General features: G+C 60.1%; 21 protein-coding genes. 10 read left to right on the forward strand and 11 right to left on the reverse strand.

The window, feature by feature from the left end; translation table 11 throughout:
- Positions 1-1,170: 1,170 nt before the first annotated feature.
- Both GGD57_RS21965 and GGD57_RS21970 read right to left on the reverse strand, forming a co-directional pair.
- A complete protein-coding gene (locus GGD57_RS21965) occupies positions 1,171-2,064 on the reverse strand; it encodes a protein-L-isoaspartate O-methyltransferase family protein (RefSeq protein ID WP_184472382.1) in 894 nt (297 codons plus the stop codon).
- Between the two features lie 291 nt (positions 2,065-2,355).
- The gene (locus GGD57_RS21970) at positions 2,356-2,865 is read right to left on the reverse strand and encodes a GNAT family N-acetyltransferase (protein WP_184472383.1); all 510 of its coding nucleotides are present in this window, start codon (positions 2,863-2,865) and stop codon (positions 2,356-2,358) included.
- Between the two features lie 196 nt (positions 2,866-3,061).
- Here GGD57_RS21970 and GGD57_RS21975 point away from each other — a divergent pair, with 196 nt between their 5' ends.
- Positions 3,062-4,504: an RtcB family protein gene (locus tag GGD57_RS21975; protein ID WP_184472384.1), complete on the forward strand. Its 1,443-nt coding sequence runs from the start codon at positions 3,062-3,064 to the stop codon at positions 4,502-4,504.
- Positions 4,505-4,520: 16 nt separating this feature from the next.
- Here the strand turns inward: GGD57_RS21975 and GGD57_RS21980 are convergent, their stop codons facing one another.
- Together GGD57_RS21980 and GGD57_RS21985 are read right to left on the reverse strand one after the other, a co-directional pair.
- Positions 4,521-5,459 carry a sugar kinase gene (locus tag GGD57_RS21980; RefSeq protein WP_184472385.1) on the reverse strand — a complete coding sequence of 313 codons (939 nt, stop codon included), beginning with the start codon at positions 5,457-5,459 and terminating at the stop codon, positions 4,521-4,523.
- A complete protein-coding gene (locus GGD57_RS21985) occupies positions 5,446-6,480 on the reverse strand; it encodes an SPFH domain-containing protein (protein WP_184472386.1) in 1,035 nt (344 codons plus the stop codon). The genes GGD57_RS21980 and GGD57_RS21985 overlap by 14 nt, the downstream gene beginning before the upstream one ends.
- Positions 6,481-6,608: 128 nt before the next feature.
- Here GGD57_RS21985 and GGD57_RS21990 point away from each other — a divergent pair, with 128 nt between their 5' ends.
- From GGD57_RS21990 to GGD57_RS22015, 6 genes are all read left to right on the forward strand, one after another.
- Positions 6,609-7,304: an NUDIX hydrolase gene (locus GGD57_RS21990; protein ID WP_184472387.1), complete on the forward strand. Its 696-nt coding sequence runs from the start codon at positions 6,609-6,611 to the stop codon at positions 7,302-7,304.
- Positions 7,305-7,579: 275 nt separating this feature from the next.
- A complete protein-coding gene (locus tag GGD57_RS21995; RefSeq protein ID WP_184472388.1) occupies positions 7,580-8,584 on the forward strand; it encodes a LacI family DNA-binding transcriptional regulator in 1,005 nt (334 codons plus the stop codon).
- A gap of 35 nt (positions 8,585-8,619) precedes the next feature.
- Positions 8,620-9,912 carry an ABC transporter substrate-binding protein gene (locus GGD57_RS22000; protein WP_184472389.1) on the forward strand — a complete coding sequence of 431 codons (1,293 nt, stop codon included), beginning with the start codon at positions 8,620-8,622 and terminating at the stop codon, positions 9,910-9,912.
- Between the two features lie 75 nt (positions 9,913-9,987).
- Complete coding sequence (locus GGD57_RS22005; protein ID WP_184472390.1) at positions 9,988-10,920, forward strand: carbohydrate ABC transporter permease; 933 nt, start codon at positions 9,988-9,990, stop codon at positions 10,918-10,920.
- Positions 10,913-11,806, forward strand: coding sequence for a carbohydrate ABC transporter permease (locus GGD57_RS22010; RefSeq protein WP_184472391.1), 894 nt, complete (start codon positions 10,913-10,915; stop codon positions 11,804-11,806). Before GGD57_RS22005 ends, GGD57_RS22010 begins: the two co-directional genes overlap by 8 nt.
- A 4-nt stretch (positions 11,807-11,810) precedes the next feature.
- Positions 11,811-13,523, forward strand: a complete 1,713-nt coding sequence (locus tag GGD57_RS22015) for a glycoside hydrolase family 32 protein (RefSeq protein WP_184472392.1) — start codon at positions 11,811-11,813, stop codon at positions 13,521-13,523.
- A gap of 138 nt (positions 13,524-13,661) precedes the next feature.
- On the opposite strand, the gene GGD57_RS22020 is transcribed toward GGD57_RS22015, so the two are convergent.
- Complete coding sequence (locus GGD57_RS22020; protein WP_184472393.1) at positions 13,662-13,862, reverse strand: hypothetical protein; 201 nt, start codon at positions 13,860-13,862, stop codon at positions 13,662-13,664.
- Between the two features lie 607 nt (positions 13,863-14,469).
- Between GGD57_RS22020 and GGD57_RS22025 the strand changes: the two genes are divergently transcribed.
- The 3 genes from GGD57_RS22025 (at position 14,470) to GGD57_RS22035 (ending at position 16,791) form a co-directional block, all read left to right on the forward strand.
- The gene (locus tag GGD57_RS22025) at positions 14,470-15,612 is read left to right on the forward strand and encodes a helix-turn-helix transcriptional regulator (protein WP_184472501.1); all 1,143 of its coding nucleotides are present in this window, start codon (positions 14,470-14,472) and stop codon (positions 15,610-15,612) included.
- Between the two features lie 416 nt (positions 15,613-16,028).
- A complete protein-coding gene (locus GGD57_RS22030; RefSeq protein WP_184472394.1) occupies positions 16,029-16,286 on the forward strand; it encodes a hypothetical protein in 258 nt (85 codons plus the stop codon).
- Positions 16,287-16,470: 184 nt separating this feature from the next.
- Positions 16,471-16,791 carry a hypothetical protein gene (locus tag GGD57_RS22035; RefSeq protein ID WP_184472395.1) on the forward strand — a complete coding sequence of 107 codons (321 nt, stop codon included), beginning with the start codon at positions 16,471-16,473 and terminating at the stop codon, positions 16,789-16,791.
- 160 nt (positions 16,792-16,951) lie between these two features.
- On the opposite strand, the gene GGD57_RS29415 is transcribed toward GGD57_RS22035, so the two are convergent.
- From GGD57_RS29415 to GGD57_RS22060, 6 genes are read right to left on the reverse strand one after another with little or no spacing between them, the layout of a single operon-like run.
- Positions 16,952-17,086 carry a hypothetical protein gene (locus GGD57_RS29415; protein ID WP_281423768.1) on the reverse strand — a complete coding sequence of 45 codons (135 nt, stop codon included), beginning with the start codon at positions 17,084-17,086 and terminating at the stop codon, positions 16,952-16,954.
- A gap of 50 nt (positions 17,087-17,136) precedes the next feature.
- Complete coding sequence (gene fcl, locus GGD57_RS22040) at positions 17,137-18,207, reverse strand: GDP-L-fucose synthase (protein WP_184472396.1); 1,071 nt, start codon at positions 18,205-18,207, stop codon at positions 17,137-17,139.
- Between the two features lie 26 nt (positions 18,208-18,233).
- Positions 18,234-20,513 carry a GumC family protein gene (locus GGD57_RS22045; RefSeq protein ID WP_184472397.1) on the reverse strand — a complete coding sequence of 760 codons (2,280 nt, stop codon included), beginning with the start codon at positions 20,511-20,513 and terminating at the stop codon, positions 18,234-18,236.
- Entirely contained in the window at positions 20,510-21,652 is a 1,143-nt protein-coding gene (locus tag GGD57_RS22050) for a glycosyltransferase family 4 protein (RefSeq protein ID WP_184472398.1), read from the reverse strand. Before GGD57_RS22050 ends, GGD57_RS22045 begins: the two co-directional genes overlap by 4 nt.
- Positions 21,646-22,746: a glycosyltransferase family 4 protein gene (locus GGD57_RS22055; RefSeq protein WP_184472399.1), complete on the reverse strand. Its 1,101-nt coding sequence runs from the start codon at positions 22,744-22,746 to the stop codon at positions 21,646-21,648. Before GGD57_RS22055 ends, GGD57_RS22050 begins: the two co-directional genes overlap by 7 nt.
- The gene (locus tag GGD57_RS22060) at positions 22,743-23,693 is read right to left on the reverse strand and encodes a glycosyltransferase family 2 protein (protein ID WP_184472400.1); all 951 of its coding nucleotides are present in this window, start codon (positions 23,691-23,693) and stop codon (positions 22,743-22,745) included. Before GGD57_RS22060 ends, GGD57_RS22055 begins: the two co-directional genes overlap by 4 nt.
- Positions 23,694-24,207 lie beyond the last annotated feature (514 nt).

The raw sequence follows: 24,207 nt of genomic DNA on the forward strand, positions 1-24,207 counted from the left end.
CTCGTCGCCGCCATGCGAAAGCTAATCATCATGATCAACACTATTCTCAAAAGACAAACGCCATGGAACGAGCCCCAACAACACGGTTGCTGAGGCGCCCCACAGGGGGCTCGAAGGACGAGGCGGGCGCGCTGGGGCCGCATGACGCAAGGCGCAACGTTGGAGCGCGTCCTTCGAGGCTCCGGCCTTCGACCTGCGCACCGCATGATCACGGACGTTGGAGGATGCCGGCCCAAATTAGGACAAGCGAGACGCTGGCGTCCAGGAGGTTGGCCAGCCGATTGTCCGCGGACAACTCGTCCGGGATCCCCTGACCGCCCTCAAGAGAGCCTCATCCTGAGGCGCCCCGCAGGGGCCTCGAAGGACGAGGCGGGCGCGCTGGCGCCGCATGGCGCAAGGTGCAACGTTGGAGCGCGTCCTTCGAGGCTCCGGCCTTCGGCTTGCGCACCTCAGGAGATGTGGAGGATGCCGCTTTCAATAGGAAGCCTCAGAGAATCACGCCCCTCGATAAGAGCGTCGGGAGTCTGAACCTCGACGCCCAATGCTACAGGTTATGCTTCGACCATCGATGTCGAGGCCACCCCCAAAGGGAGCCTCCGGGGCGAAGCGGCGAGCCAGAGGTTGGCCATGGCAAAGGCGTGGCCAGCTCGCTTTAGGAATGAGCGGCAGCGCAGCGCAGGTTGTCCGCGGACAACGCCGCGCCGAGCTCGGTTGCGAGCAATAGTCGAGGCTCTTGTCCGCCCCTCTTCAGCATCGCCCGCATGCGGCCAAACCGCCGAGCTTGAATTTGCCGCATTGCAGCACTACCTGATGACGGACCGAAGCGCTTAACCCCTCCAAGCCGCCTCGGTCCGACGGACAGCATCCTCCTCCCAGGCTGTCGGTCACTATCGAAGCCCGGCGCTCCTCTCCCGCGCCGGGCTTTCGTTATTTCGGGGAGCCGCCATCATCCCGAAACGGGCGATGCTCTCTCGATAACGCCGGACCGGGATCGACATGCTGAGCGTCTTCGCCATGCCGCCTGCATGGATCTTTAGCGACGCCGTCACCCGCTGACCTGTGACCAACTGATTGTGCCGACCGAAGGGCAGGAGGCATAGCGATCGATGGCGTAGCGCTGCATCGCTCTCGCTCCCCTCGAGATGGAGCGATCACCCGCCTGGTCAGTGTTCAGGCGTCGTCGTAGCAGAGCGCCCACTGGTCGCCGATATACCAGCAACGCCCGATCCGCGGCTCCGCCTTCCAGAGCAGGCTTTTGACGAACTCGATACCGCCGCGCTTGAACGCGGCCGTCAGCTTCTCCACCTCGTTCTCGTCGATCGCCAATCCGCCTTCGGCGCAGACGAAATAAGCATTGCCGATCCAACGCGCCGCGAATCCGGTCGCGCCGCGCTCGATACGAAGGGCCGCACCATGGGACGCATGACGACCGCCATTCGATGGCCGGCCCTGCCGCGGCACGCCGAGCGGCAACACCAGGCGACCTCCGGGGCGCAGCCTTTCGATCCACGGCGCCGCCGGACGCCCGACGGCGAAATTCACGTAGATCGCATCCACCTCTTGCTGCGGCCATTGATTGCCGTCGGCGGCGATGACGCTGACATTGGCTCGGTCGGCAAGCGCTGCTTGAGCGTGGCCGGCCAGATCCGGATCCATCTCGACGGCATAGACATGACCGGCGGCGCCGACCAGCTCCGCAAGAATGGCGCTATAATAGCCGGTGCCGGCGCCGATATGGGCAATGCGATCGCCGATCTGTACGTCCAGTTCCGTCAGAAGGCGGGCGTGCAGCGACGGACTGCCATTGTTGACGCCCTTGTCGGGCTGCAAGGCAAACAGCACATCCTGATAGGCCAGAACCGGATCGGTGGAGAGCAGGGGGCGATATCCGCTGCCCGGACTGGCGATCTGCCATGGCGGCGCGCCGAGGAATTTTTCGCGGGCGACGACGGCAAAGGCAGCTTCGATCCGCGGGTTCGTCGTTGCCGCGATTGCCGCCACCTGATGGGCGTAAGCGCGGCGGATCAACGCAAGTTCCTCGGCGGTGAACATAACATCGGGCATGGCTATCTCCGGATATGGCTTCGATCTGCGCCGTTTCCTGCGCCTTTGCGTCTGCGGAACCATCAATCGACACCAGATGACGATCAATCGGCATGGACAATGGCCTCAGACGGACGGAACCCGTGGCGGAAGTTAAGGACGATTTCTCTTCCATTGCAGAAAACTACGCTTTTGCGTCATAGGCTTAATATAGCGAGAGCTACAAAACGAACCCGTCACGGCATATCGCTGACCGCGAGCAGGCGGCACGCGACCGCCGCGTCAATATCCTCCGCTAACGCCGTCAGCGCCTCAGGCGTGAGGCGTCGCGTGATGCCGGCCGTTCAGGCTGAAACGTTTCTTGATCCTGTCGACCGGCGTCCCGTCCTGGAGCGGAACCTGGAGCAGCCTGTCATAGGTCTCAAAGCCCATCTTCGCGTAGTAACCAAGTCCGCTGACATTGTCGGCGCGGATGGTCGCATTGATGAATTCGAGCCCAAGCTCCGTCGCCGCCGCCCTTGTCGCAGGAAAAAGCGCGCTGCCGACACCTGCGGTCTTCGGATTCACTCGGGCGAAGGTCGCAATGTCGGCGACACCTTTTGGCGGGTCGCCGTATAGGCTCAGCGATTGAAAGCCGACCAGCGACTGACCGTGCTCGGCAACATGGCAGACGAGAGGAAACTCGCCATCGATGAACCAATCGGCAAACTCGGCGGCCGAAAGTAGGGTCTCGAGAGCTGTCGTTCCGCCGGCTCGGATGATCTCGTTCAGCAGAGCGCTCAGCTCCCCGGCGTCGGAGGAAACGGCTTTTCGGATATGCATATCTTGGCTACCTCATCTTCACCAACAACCTATCGGCGAGATTCGGAGAATACAAGTCGGCCACTGGGTAGCCACTGTCCATCTTTACCCGCCGCAACTTCGCACTCCGGCATTGAATTTTCCGCCGCTCCATGTCATACGCGCGGGCACTCCGTATTGCCGCGGCTGCTGAACCCAGGCACTCACGGAGAACAACATGAACGCGCCATCATTTGTCGGTCGCACCAGCAACATTGCGGGGCATGCCATCAGATCAGTCGTAGCCCGCGACGAGCCGGAACAGAGTTATACGCACTCACTTGCGGATCTTGCGAACGCTTTGCCGACGCCGGAGGCAATGGCTGAGAAGAAGGCCTCGCTTCGGGCTATCGCAACGACCCCTGACTTTCATCCCGGCAAACCGGTTCCCGTCGGCGTCGTCGCAGACGTCGAAGGCGCGGTTCTTCCGCACATGATCGGATCTGACATCGGCTGCGGGATGCGCATGATCGTCCTCGACAATGTCACATCCGAGCAATTGTCGACGCCGGTGCTCGATCGTCATCTTCGCCATGTGTTCTTCCAAGGCGGCCGCGACATTGCGCTGACGGGATTGGATCGGCATGCGATCCTGCGCGAGGGGCTGCCTGGTCTCTTTGACAGCCTGCAACGGAAGAGCGCCGGCCTGCTTTCCAAGCTGGATCTTTCGCGCGCATGGGCCGATCTTGAACGCCATTCGGACAGCGGTGTTTTCGCCTGTGACGATATTGATGTCGATTTTGCGGATTATGCTCAAATCGATAGCGATCACCGTCGTGATGCGATTCTCGGTACGATCGGCGGCGGAAATCACTTCGTCGAACTCGGTCATGTCGATGAAGTCGCAGATGGCACCTTCGCGAGAGCCGCGGGCCTGAAGCCGGGCTCTGTCGTCCTTGTCGTCCACTCCGGTTCCCTTGATTTTGGACAGCGGGTGGGCACGGCAACCAGAGACAGACTGAAATCTGACTTCAAACCCGGTGAGGATTGGCGGGTGCTCTCCAGGGAGATGCGACCGGATCTCTACAAGAGATACATGAACGGTCATGCGAACGCGGTGAACGCGGCATTCGCCAACCGTTTCTTCATCGGACTGGCAGCCATCGAGGCTGTGGCCAGAACGCTTGGACAAGAGATTGAACACCACCTCGTCTATGACGCTCCGCACAACACGGTTTGGGAGAGTGGAAACGTCGTGCGCCATCGAAAAGGCGCCTGTCCGGCGAGAGGTGTCGGCGCCCTTGGTGCCGGACCCTACCACTGGTTGGGCGAACCGGTCATCCTGCCTGGATCGATGGGTGACGGCACATGGCTGCTCGCCGGATGCGGATCGACCGATTTTCTGGAGTCGTCCGCACACGGGGCGGGGCGTAAGCTCTCGCGGCAGGAGGCACGCTCGCGAGGGAACATCGCCAATGCGCTGCGCGTCATCGGCCCGGTCGATCCGCAAAGTCCTTCATTGCAGGGGCGGCAGGATATCCTGGCCGAGATTCATGCGCGTCTCAAGGAGGAAGCGCCGACCGCCTATAAGCCCATCGATAGTGTCGTTGAGCCCATGGTCGACGCCGCCATGGTCACCAAGGTTGCGAAGATCACGTCGCTGGTGACGGTGAAGGGGTGATGGATAAACCGCATCCTCACACCACCAACATCCCCTGCCGCTCGGCCAGCGTCACCTCCGCCCGTGTCCCGGCGTTGAACTCCAGGAAATCCGCCTCGATGCCGTCGCTGAAGATCACGCCGTGTTCCGGCATTTCGGAGACGATGGTGAGCGGCTGGTCCTCTGAGACCAGACCGGCGACGATGGTGGTGCCGGTGGTGCGGCTCGGGAAGGGTTCGCGCACGAAGTAGCGCAGATAATCCGCGTCCCAGGCGAAGGACATGTCGATCGTCCTGTCGGCGGGTTCGAGGCCGAGCGCGCTTGCGGCTCCGAGCCAGCCGGAATAGAGGCTCTTCAGCCAGCCGGTCGAGCCCATGCCCGTCGAGACGATGATGCCGCTCGAGGACTGGCGCTCCTCGCGCTCTTCGGCCTGCAGGATATAGCGAGCCGAAACATGGCTTTTCGGGCCGATGAAGAGGTCGTTGACCGCGTGAATGACGGCGCCGGTGTTGAGCGTCGCCTTGGCCATGCTGACATGTTTGATCGGCCGTTTGTTTTTCAGCGCCTCGCCGATCACTCTCGGAAGGCTCTTCGGGTCGAAGGGCAGCAGCAGTCCGTCCCAGCGTTTGGGATCGGGGTTGACGCCGAGAACCGGCTGCCCGTCGAGATATTTGAGCGTATTGGCGACCAGCCCGTCCTGGCCGAGCACGACGACGACATCGTCGGGGCCGAAGACGAAGCTCGCGAGGTAGCGGCGGTCGAGACGCTGGACGCGGGCGACGGCACGCAGGCTTGCTTCCACCTCGATGATAACAGTTTCGTATCGCTTCTTCTCGGCGAGGTAGTCGCTGAAGTCGGCGCCGAGATGCTCGACATAGAACTGCGCCTGCTGCACCGTGTTGTAGCGGGCGATGAGTTCGTCGAGCCGGGTCGGCCTGACGACCAGGATGACCTTGCGTTCGTCAGTGGCCGGCACGGTCCTTGCCCTCCTGCGGCTGCAAGATCTCCCTGAGAAGATCGGGCGAGACGTTCAGCTGGCCGATCTTCGTCGCATTGTCGGCGAGGTCGCGGAAGGCGAGCGCCATGAGCTGGCCCGGCTGCATGCCGACCGAGGCAAGCGCCTGCAGCACTTTCGGATCGGCCTCTTCGAAGGATTTCATCATCGCCGTCATCGCATAGGCCTGGGCGTCGGCCTCGGCCCGCGCATTGGTCGCCGCCAGCATCACCAGGTCGCGGTTCTGCTCTTCGAGCGCGATCTTGCCGGCCATTTCTTCGCGGCGGATCTGCAGCTGCCGTTCCTGTACGGCGCGTTCGGCCTCCATCTGGGCTTCGCGCACCTGCCGCCTCTTGTTCTCAAGGGTGATCTCGGTGGCGATCTCGTTTTCCTTGATCGTCCGCTCCTGTTCGATCGCGGCATTGCGGCGGCTGTAGATGGCTTCGTCGGCCTGGCGCAGCAGCGCTTCGCGGGCATGCGCTTCCAGCGCCTTTGATGTCTCGGCCTTCGGCATGACGGCGAGCAGCGACAGGCCGAGGATTTCGAGGCCGAGCGCTTCGATCGTCGGATGCTTCTTCAGCGCCTCCGCGACACCGGCGACAAGCGCCTCGCCTGAAGCAAGGACCTGCTTGAGCGACAGCGTCTGCACCTCGGCCCGCATCGCCACCTGGACGCGGTCGATCACCCGGGTCGAAAGCTTCTGCGGATCTTCCGAGACATAGTGGCCCTTGCGGTCGAGCGTGAAATTCAAGAGTGCCGCCGTGCGGCGCGGTTCGGCGATGCGGTAAGTGATCTGGCCCTGCACCGTCACTTCCTGGAAGTCGGATGTCACCAGGGGAAAAATGAAAGGATCGTTGACGCTCGCCGTCGGCACCAGCACGAGGGAACTCGAAGGCGAAAAATGCCAGAAGGCAAGGCCGGCGCCCTCGCGCACGGCATTGCCGTTTTGATATTGGATGACGTATTGCGTGGGTTCCGTCTTGATGAAGCGCAGTCCGAACATGTCCGCTTTCCTGTTGCTGGCGCGAGCCCCTCGCTCGTGTTGAAAGGCAGATGACACGACTTAGTGATAAATGTCAACTAACTTAGTTGAAGATTTACACTAAGACTGGCGCGTGGTATCTTCCCATCATGACCACACACGACAACGACGCCTACAAACCGATCGCAACGGTCGATCTCGCCATCTTCTCACTGTCGCCGGAAGGACTCGCCGTGCTTCTGGTCCGGCGGGCAGGCGCTCCCTTTTCCGGTGACTGGGCGCTGCCCGGCGGCTGGATCCATATTGACGAGGATGCGGATCTGCAGGCCGCGGCTCGCCGAGTGCTGAAGGAAAAGACCGGCGTCGAAACGCCCTATCTCGAACAGCTGCAAACGACGGGAAGCGCTGGCCGGGACCCGAGGGGCTGGAGCATCAGCATCGTCTATATCGCGCTGCTTTCGGCCGATGATGTCGCGCAGCGGCAAGACGCGATGGCCGGGCAGGCCGAATGGCGCGCCATCGAGGGCGAGGGCGTCGGCTTGTCCCTTGCTTTCGACCACGCATCCCTGCTCAGGGAAGCGCTCGGCCGCATCCGGAGCAAGGTCGAATATACAAACCTGCCCGGTCATCTGCTGCCGGCCCGCTTTACATTGAGCGAACTGCAATCGGTCTACGAAAGCCTTCTCGGCCGCAAGCTCGACAAATCGGCCTTTCGAAAGCGCATGGCGGAAGCCGATTTCCTGGAGCCGGTCGAAGGCGAAATGCGCCGGGCGAGCAATCGGCCCGCCCAGATGTTTCGCTTGAAGGACGCCCAGTCCCTGGTGCTTTTCGACCGGAGAATTTAATCAAGCGTTGAGACCCTATTGCGCTGGCTGGGTCCCAAAAGTGAGCCTCTGACGCTTGGAAAGAAAGCCTCACCCGCCGTTTCCGGAACGAGTTCGACACTTTTACGCACCCCCATGTCAATTCCTGCCTTCGACTTACACGGTGACATGAATTTCCCATCCCGCCGGCTCGTCCACCTTGGCAACCATCTGCAGGCTCGCCTCCGCCGGTCTCTCCTTGACTCGCCGAAAGACGATTGATATGAGTTTGGGTAATCGATAACCCAAGCGAACCCATGACCGCTTCACTCAATGATATAGCCGCCCGCGCAGGTGTTTCCGTCAAGACGGTGTCAGGTGCGCTGCATGGCGGCTCGGCACGTATGTCGGAGGAAACCCGGCAGCGGATCAAGGAGATCGCCGAGGAGCTTGGTTATGTTACCAACTTCGCCGCCCGCAGCATGCGGCAGGGCTGGATGCCGCTCGTCGGCCTCGTCGCCGACGACCTGATCACGTCACCTTTCGCAACCGAGATCATCAGGGGGCTCGACGGCGCCGTGCGCACGGCCGATATGGCCGTGTTCGCCATGACGCTCGGAGGACATCGCAGCGTGGCGTCGATCCTTGACGAGATGCGGCGGTTTCGGCCGCGCGCGATTGCCTATGCCGCCATGTATCACAAGAGCATCGACCTGCCGCGTGAATTTGCCGATACGGTTGGGGTCATGATCAATTGCCGGGACGCCAACGATCGCGTGACATCCCTGGTGCCTGATGAAACGGGCGCAGCGATCGAGATTACCAACTATCTCATTGACGCGGGCCGTCGCAATATTGCCTTCATCAATCTGCCGGGATTGCTCGCCGGTGAACTCCGCGAACTCGGTTTCCGGCAGGCGCTCGATCAAGCCGGCATCGACGGGGCAGGGGCCATCGTCTTGCCCGCCGTCAGCAAGGCCATCTACAGCGACCGGGCACACAGCCTTGTCCCTCAGCATGTGCATGATCTCATGACGGGTCCGCGACGTCCCGATGCCATTCTGTGTGGCAACGATCGCGTGGCGATGGAGGTCTATGCCGCCCTGCGCCGCTCGGGCGCTGTTATTCCCGATGACGTCGCCGTCGCGAGCTTCGACAATCAGGTCGAGATCGCCTCGCGTCTCGATCCGCCGCTGACGACCATGGCGCTTCCGCATCGCGCCATGGGCCGCCAGGCCGCGCATATCCTGCTTGCCGAAGACCGGCCCCCGGTCGGAGTGCAGAAACTGCCGTTCCAGCTGGTGGAGCGGGCATCCGTATAATTTGAGCAGACCCATTCAATTGAGGAGGAATTCTAATGGGTAATCGTTTACTTCTATCTCTGGTCCTATCTTCTGCACTGACCGCCACATGGGCTGACGCAGCCGAAAAGACCGCGATCCAGGTCATGCATCAGGGCGATCCCGGTTTCGTCGCCGCCTATGGCAAGGTGGCCGAGCGCTTCGAGGCCGCCAATCCCGATGTCGATATCCAGTTCATCTATGCGCCGCACGATGCCTATAACGAAAAGTTCAGCGCGGCCGTGATGGCCAAGCAACTGCCCGACGTCATGGAGCTCGATGCGCCCTTCCTCGCCAACTACGTCTGGTCGGGATATCTGCAGCCGATCAAGCCGCTGATCGACAAGGATCTCCTCGACGACATGACGGCGTCCAACATCGCTCAGGGCACATACCCGATCGACAAGGATCTCTATGCCATCGGCCTGACCGATTCCTCAGTCGTTCTCTACGGCAACAAGAAATATCTCGAAGCGATCGGCGCCCGCATCCCGAAATCCGTCGACGATGCCTGGACGCGGGAGGAGTTCGAAAGCTACCTCGAAAAGCTTTCCAAGCTCGATGGCGTGAAATGGCCGATCGACACCTTCCGCGGCTACGGCATCAAGACCGAATGGATCACCTATGCCTATGGGCCGATCCTGCAATCGGCAGGCTGCGACCTGATCAACCGCAAGGCCTGGAAATCCGAGGGCACGCTCGACAGCGACGCCTGCGTCGATGCGCTCGCCATGATGCAGAAATGGGTCAAGAACGGCTGGGTCGTGCCGCAGTCGGCCGGCACCAACCAGTTCTTCGCCGAAGGCAATCCGGCGGCCCTCGCGCTCGGCGGACACTGGGTCTATGCGGAAGCCGCAGCGACCATGAAGGACAACATCGTCGTTCTGCCGCTTCCGAAGTTCGGTGCAAAGGGCGCAAGCCCGAACGGCACCTGGATCTGGGCGATCACCAAGACGTCGAAACATCCCGATATCGCGGCCAAGTTCATCAGCTTCCTACTGAAAGACAAGGAGTTCCGGGCCTATGTCGCAAGCCAGTCCGGTTATCCCGGCTTGAAGAGTTTCGCCGCAGAATCTCCGCTCTATGCAAACGGCGGCCCGATGGCGATCGCCTTCGAGCAGGCGTCGAAGACGGCCGTCGCGCGCCCGCCGCATCCCGCCTATCCCACCATCACCTCGGCCTTCATGCAGGCCGTCGACGAGGTGTTCAATGGCGGCGATCCCAAGGAGGCGCTGACATCCGCCGCCAAGAAGATCGACGAGGATATCGAGGACAACGACGGATATCCGCCGTTCGGTGGCGAACAATAACCGCTATCGCTGCCCTGCGAGGTCTTCGCCAGACCTCGCAGGGTGGAAGCGGCAGGCTTGGAGAGGAGGAACTGCATGGTCACGCAACAACCGACATCATCGACGTCGGTCGGAAAGACGCGCCGACATGACAAGGGACGGCTGAGCCAGGAAGCGGCCATGCTTGCGCCGGCCGTGATCCTGTTGACCGTCTTTCTGATCGTGCCATTTCTGCTGTCCTTCTGGACCGCGATGACCAACCAGCCTCTCGTGCCGCGGCCGACACCCATCCGGTTCGTCTGGTTCAACAATTTCATCCGCATCTTCCAGGACGATCTTTTCTGGACCGCGCTCTGGAACGTCTCGCGCTTCACCTTCTGGATCATTCCAGCCCAATGCGGCCTGGCTTTTGCAACGGCCCTGCTGCTGCATCAGAAGCTGCCGTTCCGCAATCTGCTGCGCGGCATGTTCTTCCTGCCGGCGATCACCTCGATGGTCGTGGTCTGCGTCATCTGGGGCACCCTTTTCCAATATCCCACGGGGCCGTTCAACCAGATCCTCGGCTTCATTTCCGGGGGCGCGATCCAGCCGATCGATTGGCTCGGCGATCCCGAATGGGCGATGTTTTCCATCGTCCTGCTCTCGGCCTGGCAGGCCTATGGCTTCCAGATGATCGTCTATCTCGCCGGCCTTCAGGGCATTCCGGACGAACTCTACGATGCCGCCAAGATCGACGGCGCGAATGCTTTCCGGCGCTTCTGGCATGTGACGATGCCGGGCCTTCGGCCGACCCATGTCTTCGTGCTCGTGATCACCACCATCCAGGCGTTCAAGCTCTATACCCAGGTCGCCATCCTGACTCAGGGCGGGCCGAAGAGCAGCACCGAGACGGTGGTGCATTACATGGTCCGCGCCGGCTTCGAGGAGCAGAAGATGGGTTATGCCTCCGCCGTCTCGGTCATCCTGTTCGTGATCGTTCTCATCATCGCGCTGATCCAGCGCCAGCTCCTGAGGCGCTTCGATGTCTGATATCGCTCTCTCGATCCCAGAGGCTCGCGCAGCGCGGCCGCGCTCCGCCGCAAGGATTCTGCGCACCATCCAGACGGTCTCTATCTTCATCATCGCCCTGGTGATCGTCTCCCCATTGCTGCTCCTCGTCGTGGCGAGCCTCAAGGACGACCGGTTCCAGATCCTGGCCGACATGGGCAGCTTCCGCGCCTTCTGGGTTTCGAACCCGACGCTCTCCAACTATGCGGAGGTCGGCCACCTCTCGGGCGAACTTGCCTTCGGCCGTTACCTCATCAACTCGCTGATCATCCTGGTCACGACTGTCTGCTCCGGCCTGATCGTCAATTCGATGGCCGGCTTCGTCCTGGCCTGGGGCTCGCTCCGGGGCCGGGCGGTCATCCTGTCGGTGGTGATCGCGCTCTATGTGATCCCGCAGGAAAGCATCATCATGCCCCTCGTGATCATGGTTTCCAGGGCGGGAATGTCCGACACCTTCGCGGTGCAGATCGTGCCCTGGGTCGCGAGCCCTCTCTATATCTTCCTGTTCTACCAGTTCTTCACGCAACTGCCGAAGGAACTGCTGGAAGCCGCCGAGATTGACGGCGCCTCCTTCTTCCGGGCCTATCGCTCCATTTTCCTGCCGCTCAGCCTGCCCGCACTCGCAACCGTCTCGATCCTAATGGGCATCGAGACCTGGAACCAGTATCTCTGGCCGATCCTGGTGACGCAGACCGATTATGCCCGGCCGATCGCCGTCGCCATCGCGACCTTCTTCGGACAGGACAGCATCTATTGGGATCGTGCGATGGCCGCCTCCGTTTTGATGATGATCCCGATCCTGGGGCTCTACCTCGCATTCCAGCGCTGGTTCGTGAGTTCCTTTATCGGCTCTGCCGTGAAAGGTTGAATTGATGACAAGCCAAGCGATGTCTCCGTCCGATGAAGGCGGGCTGGAGACGATCAGCGCCGTCCTGCCGGCGGGAACCACGGTCCACGCGTGGATCAAGGCTTCGCATGGCGGCGCGCCGGGAAGACTGACCGTCCATGTCGACGGCGATCCGGCCGGTGCTGTCGAAACGTCAAATCCCCATGAATTCGAGTTTCGGCTGCTGACGCTGGCAAGCGGCGGAGAAACTGCCTTCTCCTACGATCCCGTGACAACCAACGTCTCGGTTCTCTATGCCTTCCGTCAGTCCCGCGTTCTCGATGAGGGCGTCCGGCTGCTGCATGTCAGGCCTTCCAATGCCGCGCCCGAGATTGCCAGCAGCTATCATTTCCGCCCGCCTTTCGGCTGGATGAACGATCCCAACGGGTTCGGACGATTCGGCGGCAGGGCGCATCTCTTCTACCAGCACTATCCCCACAGTCTCCGGTGGAACAATATGCATTGGGGACATGCGGTCTCGGACGATTATCTTCGCTGGACGCACCTCCCGGTCTTTCTTCCGCCTTCGGATGCTCTCGCCGCGCGGGCGGATGGGCGCGGCGGCGCATTTTCCGGCTCGGCGATTCCCCTCAATGACGCCGGAATTCGCATCTTTTTCACCGAGCATATGAAGGACCGGCAGCCGGAAGAGCAGGTTCAGTTCACGGCTACCAGCGACGATCTCGTCAACGTCGAACCGGCAAGTCTGATCCTGCCGGCGCGGCCCGAGGGGCTCGGCCTGACGACCGACTTCCGCGATCCCTATGTCTTCAGGGGGCCGGACGACAAATGGAAGATGCTGCTCGGCACGCGGGATCGCGAGGGCGGCGTCATCCTGCTCTACGAAACGGACGATCCGGCGGCGGCGACAAGGTGGACCTTCCTCGGCATGCTTCACCGCGAGAACCGCTTCGGCATGACGGCGGCGGAGTGCCCCTGCCTGGTGCCGCTCGACGGCCCCGCGAACGACCCGTCAACGCGCTGGGCGCTGATCTTCGGTCTTCTCACCAGCCGCGACCCGGCAACGGGCCGGCGCAATATGACGATTGCGACCGTCGGCCGTTTCGATGGCCGCAGCTTCTCTGTAGAATTCGAACAGGAGCTGGATTTCGGCACCGACGCCTACGCCTTCCAGGCCTTCGTCGATAGTAGCGGCCCGGTCGGCATCGCATGGCTCGCGAACTGGACCGATGTCTCCAAGGAGATCGACATTGCCACAGCAATGACGCTGCCACGCCTGATGGCATTGTACGAGGGGGCGCTGATCACGCCGCCGGTCGCCGGTGTGGAAAGCCTGCGGCAGCGCCGGCTGGATGCCGCTGGCCTTCTGGACGGCAGTGACGTCGATCTCGCCAACGGCGCGGTCGAAATCCTGCTCACCCTCAAGGAGCCGGGCAAGGCGTTCCGCCTGACATTCGACCATGCCGAGGCGGCGGTCGAGGTCCTGTTGAACGATGATGGCTTGAGCATTCCCTTTTCGCTGGCGAATGCCAAGACATCACCTCGCTACATCGCCGCCGGCGCGCGCCCCTCGGCCATCCGGATATTCCTCGATGCAGGTTCGATCGAGGTCTTCGCCGACGATGGCCGCTGGACTGGAACCAAACGGCTGCCCGGCTTCAAGGGCGTAAGCTCGGTGCGTTTGACCGCACCCGAGGGCAATGTGCTCACCGCCGAAATCTGGCAGCTCGGTCTTTAATCTCTGGAGGATGGCGGACGGCATGCCGGCCCACCATCGTCGTCGAGTCGCCGAAGCCCACATGCGCGAGATGTGGCGGCGCCCGACAGGGCTGCCATCTCATTCAGCAGAGACAGCATAATTCCACGCGATCTTTTTCTAATGCGGTCGGAGCTGTTTGGTCGCGATCAGCATGACGAGATCTTCGGACGCATCTGCGAGCTCCAATGCCAATTCCGCAGCCGACCATCCCCGTTTCTGCAAACTGACGAGCATTTCCACCATCGCGACTTCGACCTCCCGTCTGCAGCTCGAAATCGGCTTCAATTCGATATGTTTTTCATCACATGCGGTGGTCATCTTAGCCTCCGTTCTGCCACAAATGGGCAGCGTCAAATTCGCCAATGGGTGGATATGGTAAGGGTTGCGTGCAAGCCTCGGCCTTATTACGCATCGACACAGACGGCCTCGGCCTGCGCGCAACCCCTTCGCGTCCTCATATGCCGATGTCGGCCTCAGGAGCGTCTCGCATGAAGGTGAGCAGAGGAAACCCGCCGAATTCCTGTCGTGAACCGATGCTCGCGCAAAGCGCGCACGAATATCGCCCCGATAGTTCACGACCTATCTTCCTCTGCTTGCATATTTTGTTGTGAATTATTGTCGTTTCACGTTGAGAGTGCTTTGAAATTGCATTGCACCGGCAAGTGAGTATTCGGGCTTTTCGAACGTCCTTCGGAATGAACCCTTGCTCATTTAGATACAGGAACAGGACGTAATTGTCGTTATCGCCGCATCCCGAAAATTATCGGTCCGTCCATTTCTGCTCGCAAAGGAATATGATAAATAACTTATGCACGTAGGACTTCAGTCGATTCTGTTTTATCGGGTGGGATGCGCGGGCATTTCAGCCGCAAGAATGATTTTGCTGTTTCGACAGCTCGGATCGGCTTATGCGCTGGGGAATTGGATGGTTACGGAGTCTGGAGATGACCCCGCTGCTGGGCGGGAATGGCCGGCCCACCTGGAGCGGCGGCGCTGGCCGCGCGAACCGTCCCCTCAGAAAGAACATCGGGTGGACGTTCCGCCTGCTTTGGCGCCCTTGCGATTTTCGACGCGAGACCTGCAGCCGAAAGAACAATTCCAGTCCTGGCGATCACATATGGCGCCGCTTGTGGATGTTTATCTGCCGGATGGACAAGCAGAGGACGACGGCTTTCTCGCGGAACAGACCGGCTGGCATCTCGGCGATATCCTCATCGTCCAGCAACGCGCGCAGGCATGCAGCTATATTCGCGATCAGGCCATGCTGCGATCGAGCCCAATCGATCACTGGAACATCGGCGTAGTTCGTAGCGGCCGAGCCTGGACCGAGGCCAATCGCCATGTAACGGAGACCGGCCCGGGTGAGATATTTTTCAGGTCTCTAGGTTATCCGTACCGTGGGCGGATGACCGATTCAGCCGAGGTGCTCGTCTTCTTGCCCTATGAACTGTTGACCCGTGATGCGAGTCTTTTGCAGAACGCCCACAACATCGCCATCTCCGGTGGCCTCGCCGAATTGCTCGTCAGCTATATCGACGGTCTGGAAGCGAACCTGGGCAATTTGACGGTGGCGGAGGTACCGCGGATCATACGGACTATCGGCGATATGGTCGTTGCATGCGCTGCATCGTCCGCAAGTTCGGATCGCGGTCAGGAACAGACCAATATGGGGCTGATGGAGCGGGCGCATCGCTATATTCATCTCAATCTTCATTCAGATAGCTTGACGCCTGACGTCATGTGTCGTGCGCTGGGCATCTCGCGGACGCGGCTCTACCAATTGTTCGAAACGAGCGGGGGCGTCTTCAACTACATTCGCAAACGTCGATTGCTGCAGGCATATGCAGATCTTACCAACCCCACGGACAACAGGCCGATCTCGGAGATTGCCGAGGCCGCCGGCTTCGACGTTGCAGCCAATTTTACGCGCGCGTTCAGCCATGAATTCGGGCTCAGTCCGCGTGAAGTTAGAAAGACCATAGCAACTGAGCACCCCGCCACCCCCGCGACACGTTCCCTGCAGCGCTTTGGGACAACGATCGGCGATTGGCTAACGCGCGCACGTTGATGCCGGGCCAAGCTTTCCTCAACTCAGCCTGATATCCACCCAAGGATACACTTCGCTCAGATGATTTTCGACATCGCACGGCAGATCGAATATTGCTCCAGTTTAGCGCGCCGGGAGTTCGGGCGATGTCATTGTCAGCGGCATGCGAGGCGGCATCGGCACCAGGCGTCAGCGGTTGAAATCCGGTGTCGTCAAAATCAGCCTTTGCCGCCATTGCGGCACAAAGGACGATTTGATCACGGCCTTCCTGAAGCGCGAGGACCTGGAATTCTAGAGCACCCGTGACCAGGTAACCGCACAGCACGCGGATGAGGCGGGGATTGACCTCGACGCCCTCCCAGAAGCCAAGCCCCCTAAATCGTGATACAGGTATCTCTCCGACGAGAGCACAGACTGACATGAGGCAGGATGCAGCGATGCTGAAAACCGATACCCGCCAAGCGAATTGGCGTCGTGCCAATCCAGGCAAATATGATGCTCACCTAGCCGTACAGCGGGCAATCAAGGCAGGCGAACTGGAAAAGCAAACCTGCGAAGTCTGCGGGGGCGAAGCGGTCGATGCTCATCATGATCGATATGACGAACCTTTAAAGGTACGGTGGTTATGCCGAAGGCACCACACGCGGCTTCACCATTACGGCGAAGACATGTTTCCGATCAGGAATACACTTTAGCGGCCAATCTGGCGCTCGGCGGACACTCGGGTCTATGCGGAGGCCGCAGCGACCATGAGGGACAATATCGTCGCCCTGCCGCTTCCGAGCAGTGGAGCGCATTTGGAGGCAGCAGCGGAACAATGATCTGCCGGCGAGGTTGTGGATAGGCCAAGCACGCAAAGATCCCAAGGAGGACACCCAGATGCGTATGAAACTCGTAGCCGCTTCACTTTTCGCCATCGGCATGGCCACGTCAGCCTTCGCTCAATCCAATCCGGCGCCGGCCGGCGCCACGATCGACAAGAACCAGGCCGACCAAGGCGGTGGCGCGAGCAGCGACACGAAAGCCAAGAAGCCGATGACCATGGACACCACGACGACCGGCTCGACCACCAGCGGCACGATGAAAATGGATAAGACCAAGTGCCCCAATCCGGTCAACAATTCCGCCAACCTCCAGACGCAGGGCGGCACCAGCAACGCCACGCCGATGGATGAGGCCTGCGCAGCTCACAACAACTGATCGGCCTCCAGCAAAACCCCGCTCCGGCGGGGTTTTTTGCGGATCGCGTTCTGCGAGGAGAAACTGAACTTGTACTTCAGGAAGGGTAGCCCGCAGTTCGCACGACTTCACCGCGGCGATTGTGTCCGATGGTCCAACCCGCAGAGCCAATCAATGTGGATTACCTGCCGAGCAGCGCGACAAGCGATGTCGGCATCTCCACCGCGAATAAATTCATTGCCGTGCCGATAATGATCACCCACACGGCTATGACGAAAATGAGCGCTGCGATCCTGATTTCGACTGGCCCCAGCATATGCGTCCCCCCCCCGAGACAAAGCCTTCTTTATCCCTCGCGCGAATTCGCTATGGCGAGGGATGTTGTGCGGCTGCAGAGAGCGTAGGCGCGCGCAGCGCCGAGGCCTTGGGTCTCTCGAAACTGATGTCGCTTTGACCGATCAAGTCGCCGGACACGGCCTTGTTGCTGCGTTCGAGATAGTGCCCATCGAGGAAGGAGCGGTAGGCGTCTGCGATACCCTCCCGCAGATCTATCTTGGGAGACCAGCCGAGAGCGCGCAGCTTATCGACGCTCAAGAGTTTGCGTGGTGTGCCGTCTGGCTTGGTGAGGTCGTGCGTGATCTCGCCTTCGAAACCGACGACCTCGGAGACAAGGCGTATCAGTTCGAGGATGGTAATGTCTTCGCCAGACCCTACGTTCACATGACTTTCCGCAGAATAGGTCTTCATGAGATGGAGGCAGGCGTCGGCACAATCGTTTACATGCAGGAATTCGCGCCGCGGCGTGCCGGTACCCCAGATGCATATCTCTTGCTGCCGGTTGATCTTGGCCTCATGCGCCTTGCGGATCAGGGCCGGCATGACATGGCTTGACCCGAGGTCAAAATTGTCCTCTGGACCATAAAGATTGGTGGGCATGGCCGAGATGAAATCCCTGCCGTGCTGTTTGCGATAGGCTTGGCAGAGCTTCAATCCGGCAATTTTGGCGATTGCATACCATTCATTCGTGGGCTCGAGCGATCCACTGAGCAGCGAGTCCTCGACGATCGGCTGATCGGCGAATTTCGGATAGATGCAGGACGAGCCCAGAAACATCAGCTTTTCAACGCCAGCCCTATGGGCCGCGTGGATGACGTTCGCTTGGAGAATCAAGTTGTCGTAAAGGAAGTCGGCCGGATAGCTCGCGTTCGCGAGAATACCGCCGACCCGCGCAGCCGCCAGGAAGACAGCGTCAGGACGATTTCTGCTCATCCAGGCTTCCACCTGCTCCTGCCGTCTGAGATCGACCTCGGCGCGGGTGGCCGTCAAAATCTCGCAGCCCTCGGAAGCAAGACGCCGCACGATCGCAGAGCCCACCATGCCACGGTGCCCCGCGACATAGACCCTCTTTCCGGCAAGGCTGTAGATCACCTCAGGCATAGGCAAATCCCCCTCCAACTCGAATACTAATGCAGAAGAAAGTGATGCTTCATGGTTCGGACAATTTCGAGAATTGAGCGATTACCATGGGTCGTGATGTATTCAGGCTTTGGATCGTAATATTTCATCAGAGATTTCGAAAAAAGCTCGGAGTCACTGAAGTTATACAACGCGTGATTTTTGGGATTTACATTGTTGATCGCGACAAGGATTTCCGAATTTCGCGAGCTTTTCATTTGCTGGAGGCTGAATTCGAACGCGCGGCGGCTCGTCCTTCCCCATTTAACAACTGCCAGTGTTCTCTCCGTCAGGGCAGTCAAATGCACGGTATCTGTCGAGACGAGCACAGGCGCGCTATCGAAGATGACAATCTGGCCGGCCGCGCCTGCCATCTCGAGGATTTCTGCCAGGCCGTTCGAACGGATGCGCCGCTGGAGACTGGGTTTGCCAGATGGAATGAAGTGGATACCGCTTGGATGGCGATAAACAATGTCGTGGATATCCGCCTGACCATTCAGGAATTCATTCAATCCGTGCGTTAGCTCCGACCGGAAAAACGAATCGAGCTTTCCCCGTCGAAGATCGCCGTCAACCAGGAGCACCGGAATTGCGGCGGCGGCAAGTTCAATAGCCAGCGATCTCGCGACAAGCGACTTGCCTTCTCCGCTGTGAGCCGACGTAACGACGATACTGTTCGGCAACTTGCCGCCGTTGGACTGTTTGAGTGAAAGGACCACGGTACGGATTGCTTCGTCGAACATCGGGACCGGCATATGTTCGAACATCGTTTTCGAATTTTCCCTCCGCGCCAGACGCGGGATAAGTCCAGCCGGTATGGTGCGTGCTATTCGCGCGATTTGGTCGAAACTCCGAACGGTCCGGTCCCACATTTCGATCACGAAAGCAGCCGTTACGGCGGCCGAGATTGCAGCCACGAGGGCGCCCACCAGATAGAAAAGTCGTCCACGTCCTTGTGATACGAGCGGCACTGAGGCCGGTGAGAAAACCTCCAACTCCGCCCCCGGCAGCCTGGCCTTGGCGGCAAGGTCTCGGCGCTGGTCTTCGAGCTTGTCGAGAGTCGCTTGCTCCTTTTCGGCGATACGCTGCAGGCGCGTCAATTCCGTCTGTGCCAGGGCATCCCGCGTGCGTCTTTCCTGAGCACCAGCCAGGATGGATTGCACCGCGTTGGCTTCATGATCAAGTGCGGCGAGCTTGGCGCGCATCGCAAGGAGATATTGTTTGGTCGCAATGTCGAGATCGATGCGGGATTGTTCGATCTTCCTGCGTAAATCCACCACGGCCTCGGCATTCCCGTCATAGGTCTCGAGGAAACGGGCGAGATCCTGCTCCTGCGCGTGAAGATCGCGCTGCTTTGCGGTAATGCTGTCCGGGACAATGATATTCTGTACCGCGACCGAAGCGTTATCCGTTGCTTCCAGTGCGGATATCGTCGCCTTTACCTCAATCCGGCTTTCCTCGATCTTCCCTTCGCGACCAGTGAGTTCCAGCAGTGTTTTGATACGTTCATCCTGAGCATCCTCTTTCGAGACGATGTCCATCGATTCCTGGTAGTTGCGGGCAGCGTCGCGAGCGATATCCGAGCGAGCCTGTTGTTCGGTGATGCGCTGTCGGATCCATTCTGCCGCTGCATCCAGGCGGCCACGGACACTCTCCCTCCGCTCATCGAGGTAAATACTGACGAGCCGGTTGGGAACCGCGGCTGCGAGTTCGGCATCACTCGCAGTGAAGCTGATCTGGATAACTTCGCTCTTGTCTTCGTGCCACACGCCGAGCGCTTGATAATATTCCGGGATGGTGGCTTCGATGCCGTCTCCTACCGGCAAAGCGGATTTTTTCGTGTCGAACAGGCCGCGCAACTTTGCCCGGATCCTGTTGATAAACGAGACCTTCCGCAGCGCTGGATTGAATTCCTGCAACGCGTTAAGCCGCATTTCGCGGACAACTCGCTCTGCAATGCTTCTGGACAGAAGCCGCTCAGTTTCCGATTTCACGTCAAGCAGATCACCACGGCTGGTATCGTCCGCACCAAGTGCTGTCGCCAGAGGCTGGTGGACAATCAATCGGGCCCAGGCCTGATAGGTGGGCTTCAACCCGGAGATCGCATTCGCCGCGGGCACCATTAGCAGCACGGTTATCACAATGATCAGGACCATTCTTCGCCTGACGAGACCGATGGCGGATGCCAGATCGAAATGATCCGCCTTCGTCTCAGCCTGAAAGCGAGGATCATAGCGCATCGGCGAGATCGGAAGATTGCGGTCCGGCGGAAGAGTGGAAATCGTCATCGTGCGCCAACCATTGCTTGAGGTTTCGCGGAAACGGTTTCGTAAAGGCTCTCAAGCGACCGCATATAGGCCCTCATACTGAAATGGTTGAGATAATGTGCGCGCCCCTGGACCGAGAGGCGGATGCAGATTTCCGGATCGGACACCAGCTTCACCAGTGCTGCAGCCAGGGCATCCTGGTCTCCGACCGGGACGAATATCCCGGTTTCACCGTCGGTAATGACTTCGTCATGCGCCCCGACACGCGTGGTGACGACGGCAAGCCCATGGGACAGCCCTTCGAGCACGGCCATTGCCAGACCTTCGGCGTGCGAAGGCAAGACCAGTATATCGGCACGCGCACACAGGGCTCGGGCCTCAGCGGCGTCAAGCCAGCCCGGCATCTCGACCAGACCTGAAAGCGCCATGGCGTCAGCCTGACGACGATATTCCTCGACGGGTCCGTCGCCTGCTAGCACAGCTCGCCACTGGAGTCCTCTCATGACCGGGTGGCTCAGTGCCTGCAGAAGCTCCGTGACGCCCTTGCGCTCGCTCAACCGGCCGAGGAATACGATCAACGGCGTCTGGCCGCCGCGAATATCGTGTGCCCCGGGATCGGGGACGCAATTATGGGCAACGACCGTGCGGCGCTCGTCGACACCCAACAGTGTCGTCAGCGTCGCGCGGTCGCGCTGGCCCAGTGCCACAACGCAATCGGCGTTCTGAAACATCCGGCGAATGAGTCGCTGTTGGCGCGGCGAGCGTTGCGCAAAGTCGCCGGCGTAGTCGTAGTCGTGCAGGTGCAGTATATGGCAGCACCCGAACAAGCGGGCAGCAGCCGTCAGGATCAGTTTTCGGGAGGTGCTGCCACGGCCGGCGATATGAATATGGTGGATGCGGGCGGGCGCAACGATCCGGTCCCTTGCCATCGTCAGGATGGCGCCGAGCAGGCGGAGGGGTGAGCTCAGCTTGGACCATCGAACCCCTCTGGTATCGGTGACGAAATGTTTCGTGCCGGTCTCTTTCGCTGTCTCTGTTATATAGCCGACCAGCCTGCCGATGCCGCCGCCGTTCTCGCAGCCGCCCGGAACATAGTGGCGGACGCTCGCTACGCTCCGTGCAGTCATTCGACGTCCGTCCGTGAGTACCTCCATCAGCATGATCCGACCACCTCCCGATAAACGGCCGCGGCTTGGGCGCCGACGCGTTCAGGCGAATTCGGTCCTTTGGCCCATGCGAGCGCATTGTCACCGAAATTGCTTCTAAGCCCGCCATTGTCCGCCAATGTCCTGATCGCTGCCGCGAGCTCTTTGACATCGCCGGGAGGGACCACCATTCCCAGCCCGTTGGGCTCAACGGTGCTTCGCAACTCGCCGACATCCGTGACGATGACCGGTTTGCCAAAGGCGGCAGCAAGGTTGAGCACACCGCTTTGCGATGCTTCGGTATAGGGAAGCACGACGATATCGGTATCCAGGAAAAGCTGGGCGACTTCCGCATCCTCGATAAAACGATTGCGAATATCGTAACGGCCGGCATCCCCCATAAGCGACTGGAAGACCAGCGGATTGTCGCCACGGCCCGCGACCGTGATGCGCAGGTTGGGAAGCACATCCTTGAGCATCGCCTCGGCCCGGACCAGATGTTCGAGGCCCTTATAGGCAAAAATCCGCCCGAAGAGCAGGACGCGTATGGTTCCATCCGCTTGGCGCGGCGCCATATTCTGCCGCCGGGCGAGTTCCGCATAGCGAAGGATGGAAGGATGCGACAGGACATGCACACAGTCCGGCGCTTTTGAGTATCGATCGAGGACCAGCCGCTTCAGCCCCTCGCCATGAACGACGAGATGTCCGGATTGCTTCACCATCAATTCGGGAGCCCAGACGGGCAGCGTACGCGTATCGGAATCGCCGGGGTGGATTTCCACATCATGAACGGTCGTCACGAGCGGGATCGGGCGCCAGAACGGCACGGCCAGGTTCAGCCAAAGTGTCGAATTGCTGAGGAGATGAATAAGGTTGGGCTGCTCCCGCCGGATCAGACGCGTAAGCTGGTAGAGAAACCAGGGATTGGAGAGAGAACGGTGTCTCGGCCAGTCCAGAAGGTGCAGGTCGACAGCGGGATCGATGGAAGAGGCGAGATGTGCATAGCGCCGGCGCGGCACAGCAAGCACAACGTTTAGATGTTGGGCAACGCCACTGGCGAAGGAGATGGTATAGTCTTCCAGTTCGGAAACCAGTAAAAGCGCCTTCATTTCGCTGCCTCCGACAAGCCGACGTCGAGGGCGAGCCGTGACAGGCCGCGCGCCGAGCGCAAACTATCGCGCGTCCGCCTGAACAGGTTAGGCTCGCCGGCAAAGAAAAGGCCTTCGACGGCAAGCTTGAACCGGGTGCGTGCGTCGGCTCCCTGCAACTTTGCCGACGCGATGCGATAGGGATAGTGATCTGCCAGATGGAGTCTTGCCGGCAGCGCGTGGGCTGAGAGAAATTGGTTCGTTGCTTCAACGGTATGTTGCCAGTGAGTCATCCGCCTCCTGAGCGTCGCAGCATCCTCAGTCGAGCGATACCAGTTATTGTTGTGGATGCGGTAGAACCCAAGCGGATCCGGCATGGCAATGACGTCCCCCAGAAACGGATAGATCCCCACGAGCCAAGCGTCGGCCGATATGCGGAACTGTTCGGGAATGCTGCCGGCAAAATCCCATGCGCTGCGTCGTACCGCGACGGCTGACGTCATCGGAAAAGGCCACCAGCCTGCCGATCTGGTCAGCAGCGGCGACAAAGCGCCCGAACACAGGGTTCGAGGGATCGGCTTGGACGTCGGCGTGCCATCGACAAGCGTTGGCCGCAGTCGGTGATAGACCAGCGATGCTTGGGGGTTTCCGCGGAACGCTGCAGCCGTCGCCGATAGCTTACCCGGCGCCCACCAGTCGTCGGCATCCAGAAAACAGAGGATCTCGCCGGTGCTTGATGCCACAGCCGTATTGATCGCAGCGGCCTGTCCTGCGTTCTCCTGAAAGATCACCTTCACTCGGCTGTCATAGGTTTCCAGAACTGACCGCGACTGGTCGGTGGAACCGTCATCGACGACGATGATCTCGATATTGCCGGCGTCTTGGCTCAACACGCTGTCTATCGCCCGCCCGACGAAGCGCGCGTAGTTGTAATTATTGATGAGGACACTGAGGGCCGGCCGCTCCATGACGCGCGCTCAGGCAGTTTGCCGCGATGCACCGCTGTACGGCAGTGCAAGGTTGCTCAAGAGGTCGACCTTCACGAGAAGAGCGCCCGTCGTGTTGCATAGAGAACTAGGATCATGACGCAGAAACATAGAAATCCTAACCTTCCAGGCTTCGACTGCAGAGATCGCCTCTGTCAGAATTGTTGCCCCATTCCAATGGAACCGCGGTTTACCCACCACGCTCCACGAGACGTTCCTCGGCACGGTAGCGGTGAACGGACAAGCACAACATCTGCTCTTAAGGGCAATCCCGCGGAATGAAGACCCGTCTTTTGGGTAAATGCCGGCCGGAAGCTTAGGCGCAATATCGTCTTTAGGGGGAGCCAGGGTGCATTAGGCGTAGCCCGTCCTTCCCCAGGATAGATTGACTGCCGATGTGGCTGGATGATTGCTTGAGAGCAGCGAAACCACGAAGGCCGAGACCTGTTTTTTGATCTGCCGCGATCAACAGCCGCCAGGTTGTTCAATTCAGTCG

This window comes from Rhizobium esperanzae, assembly GCF_014197615.1.
GTDB classification, from domain to species: Bacteria; Pseudomonadota; Alphaproteobacteria; order Rhizobiales; family Rhizobiaceae; genus Rhizobium; species Rhizobium esperanzae_A.

Excerpts from the sequence above, each read along its gene's own strand:
- GGD57_RS21990 (WP_184472387.1), top strand. The coding sequence starts at position 6,609 with ATGACCACACACGACAACGACGCCTACAAACCGATCGCAACGGTCGAT.
- GGD57_RS22025 (WP_184472501.1), top strand. The coding sequence starts at position 14,470 with ATGGTTACGGAGTCTGGAGATGACCCCGCTGCTGGGCGGGAATGGCCG.
- GGD57_RS22050 (WP_184472398.1), bottom strand. The coding sequence starts at position 21,652 with ATGCTGATGGAGGTACTCACGGACGGACGTCGAATGACTGCACGGAGC.
- GGD57_RS21970 (WP_184472383.1), bottom strand. The coding sequence starts at position 2,865 with ATGCATATCCGAAAAGCCGTTTCCTCCGACGCCGGGGAGCTGAGCGCT.
- GGD57_RS21975 (WP_184472384.1), top strand. The coding sequence starts at position 3,062 with ATGAACGCGCCATCATTTGTCGGTCGCACCAGCAACATTGCGGGGCAT.
- GGD57_RS22015 (WP_184472392.1), top strand. The coding sequence starts at position 11,811 with ATGACAAGCCAAGCGATGTCTCCGTCCGATGAAGGCGGGCTGGAGACG.
- GGD57_RS29415 (WP_281423768.1), bottom strand. The coding sequence starts at position 17,086 with ATGCTGGGGCCAGTCGAAATCAGGATCGCAGCGCTCATTTTCGTCATA.
- GGD57_RS22030 (WP_184472394.1), top strand. The coding sequence starts at position 16,029 with ATGCTGAAAACCGATACCCGCCAAGCGAATTGGCGTCGTGCCAATCCA.
- fcl (WP_184472396.1), bottom strand. The coding sequence starts at position 18,207 with ATGCCTGAGGTGATCTACAGCCTTGCCGGAAAGAGGGTCTATGTCGCG.
- GGD57_RS22005 (WP_184472390.1), top strand. The coding sequence starts at position 9,988 with ATGGTCACGCAACAACCGACATCATCGACGTCGGTCGGAAAGACGCGC.
- GGD57_RS22055 (WP_184472399.1), bottom strand. The coding sequence starts at position 22,746 with ATGAAGGCGCTTTTACTGGTTTCCGAACTGGAAGACTATACCATCTCC.
- GGD57_RS21995 (WP_184472388.1), top strand. The coding sequence starts at position 7,580 with ATGACCGCTTCACTCAATGATATAGCCGCCCGCGCAGGTGTTTCCGTC.
- GGD57_RS22060 (WP_184472400.1), bottom strand. The coding sequence starts at position 23,693 with ATGGAGCGGCCGGCCCTCAGTGTCCTCATCAATAATTACAACTACGCG.
- GGD57_RS22000 (WP_184472389.1), top strand. The coding sequence starts at position 8,620 with ATGGGTAATCGTTTACTTCTATCTCTGGTCCTATCTTCTGCACTGACC.
- GGD57_RS22045 (WP_184472397.1), bottom strand. The coding sequence starts at position 20,513 with ATGACGATTTCCACTCTTCCGCCGGACCGCAATCTTCCGATCTCGCCG.
- GGD57_RS21985 (WP_184472386.1), bottom strand. The coding sequence starts at position 6,480 with ATGTTCGGACTGCGCTTCATCAAGACGGAACCCACGCAATACGTCATC.
- GGD57_RS22035 (WP_184472395.1), top strand. The coding sequence starts at position 16,471 with ATGCGTATGAAACTCGTAGCCGCTTCACTTTTCGCCATCGGCATGGCC.
- GGD57_RS21965 (WP_184472382.1), bottom strand. The coding sequence starts at position 2,064 with ATGCCCGATGTTATGTTCACCGCCGAGGAACTTGCGTTGATCCGCCGC.
- GGD57_RS22020 (WP_184472393.1), bottom strand. The coding sequence starts at position 13,862 with ATGACCACCGCATGTGATGAAAAACATATCGAATTGAAGCCGATTTCG.
- GGD57_RS22010 (WP_184472391.1), top strand. The coding sequence starts at position 10,913 with ATGTCTGATATCGCTCTCTCGATCCCAGAGGCTCGCGCAGCGCGGCCG.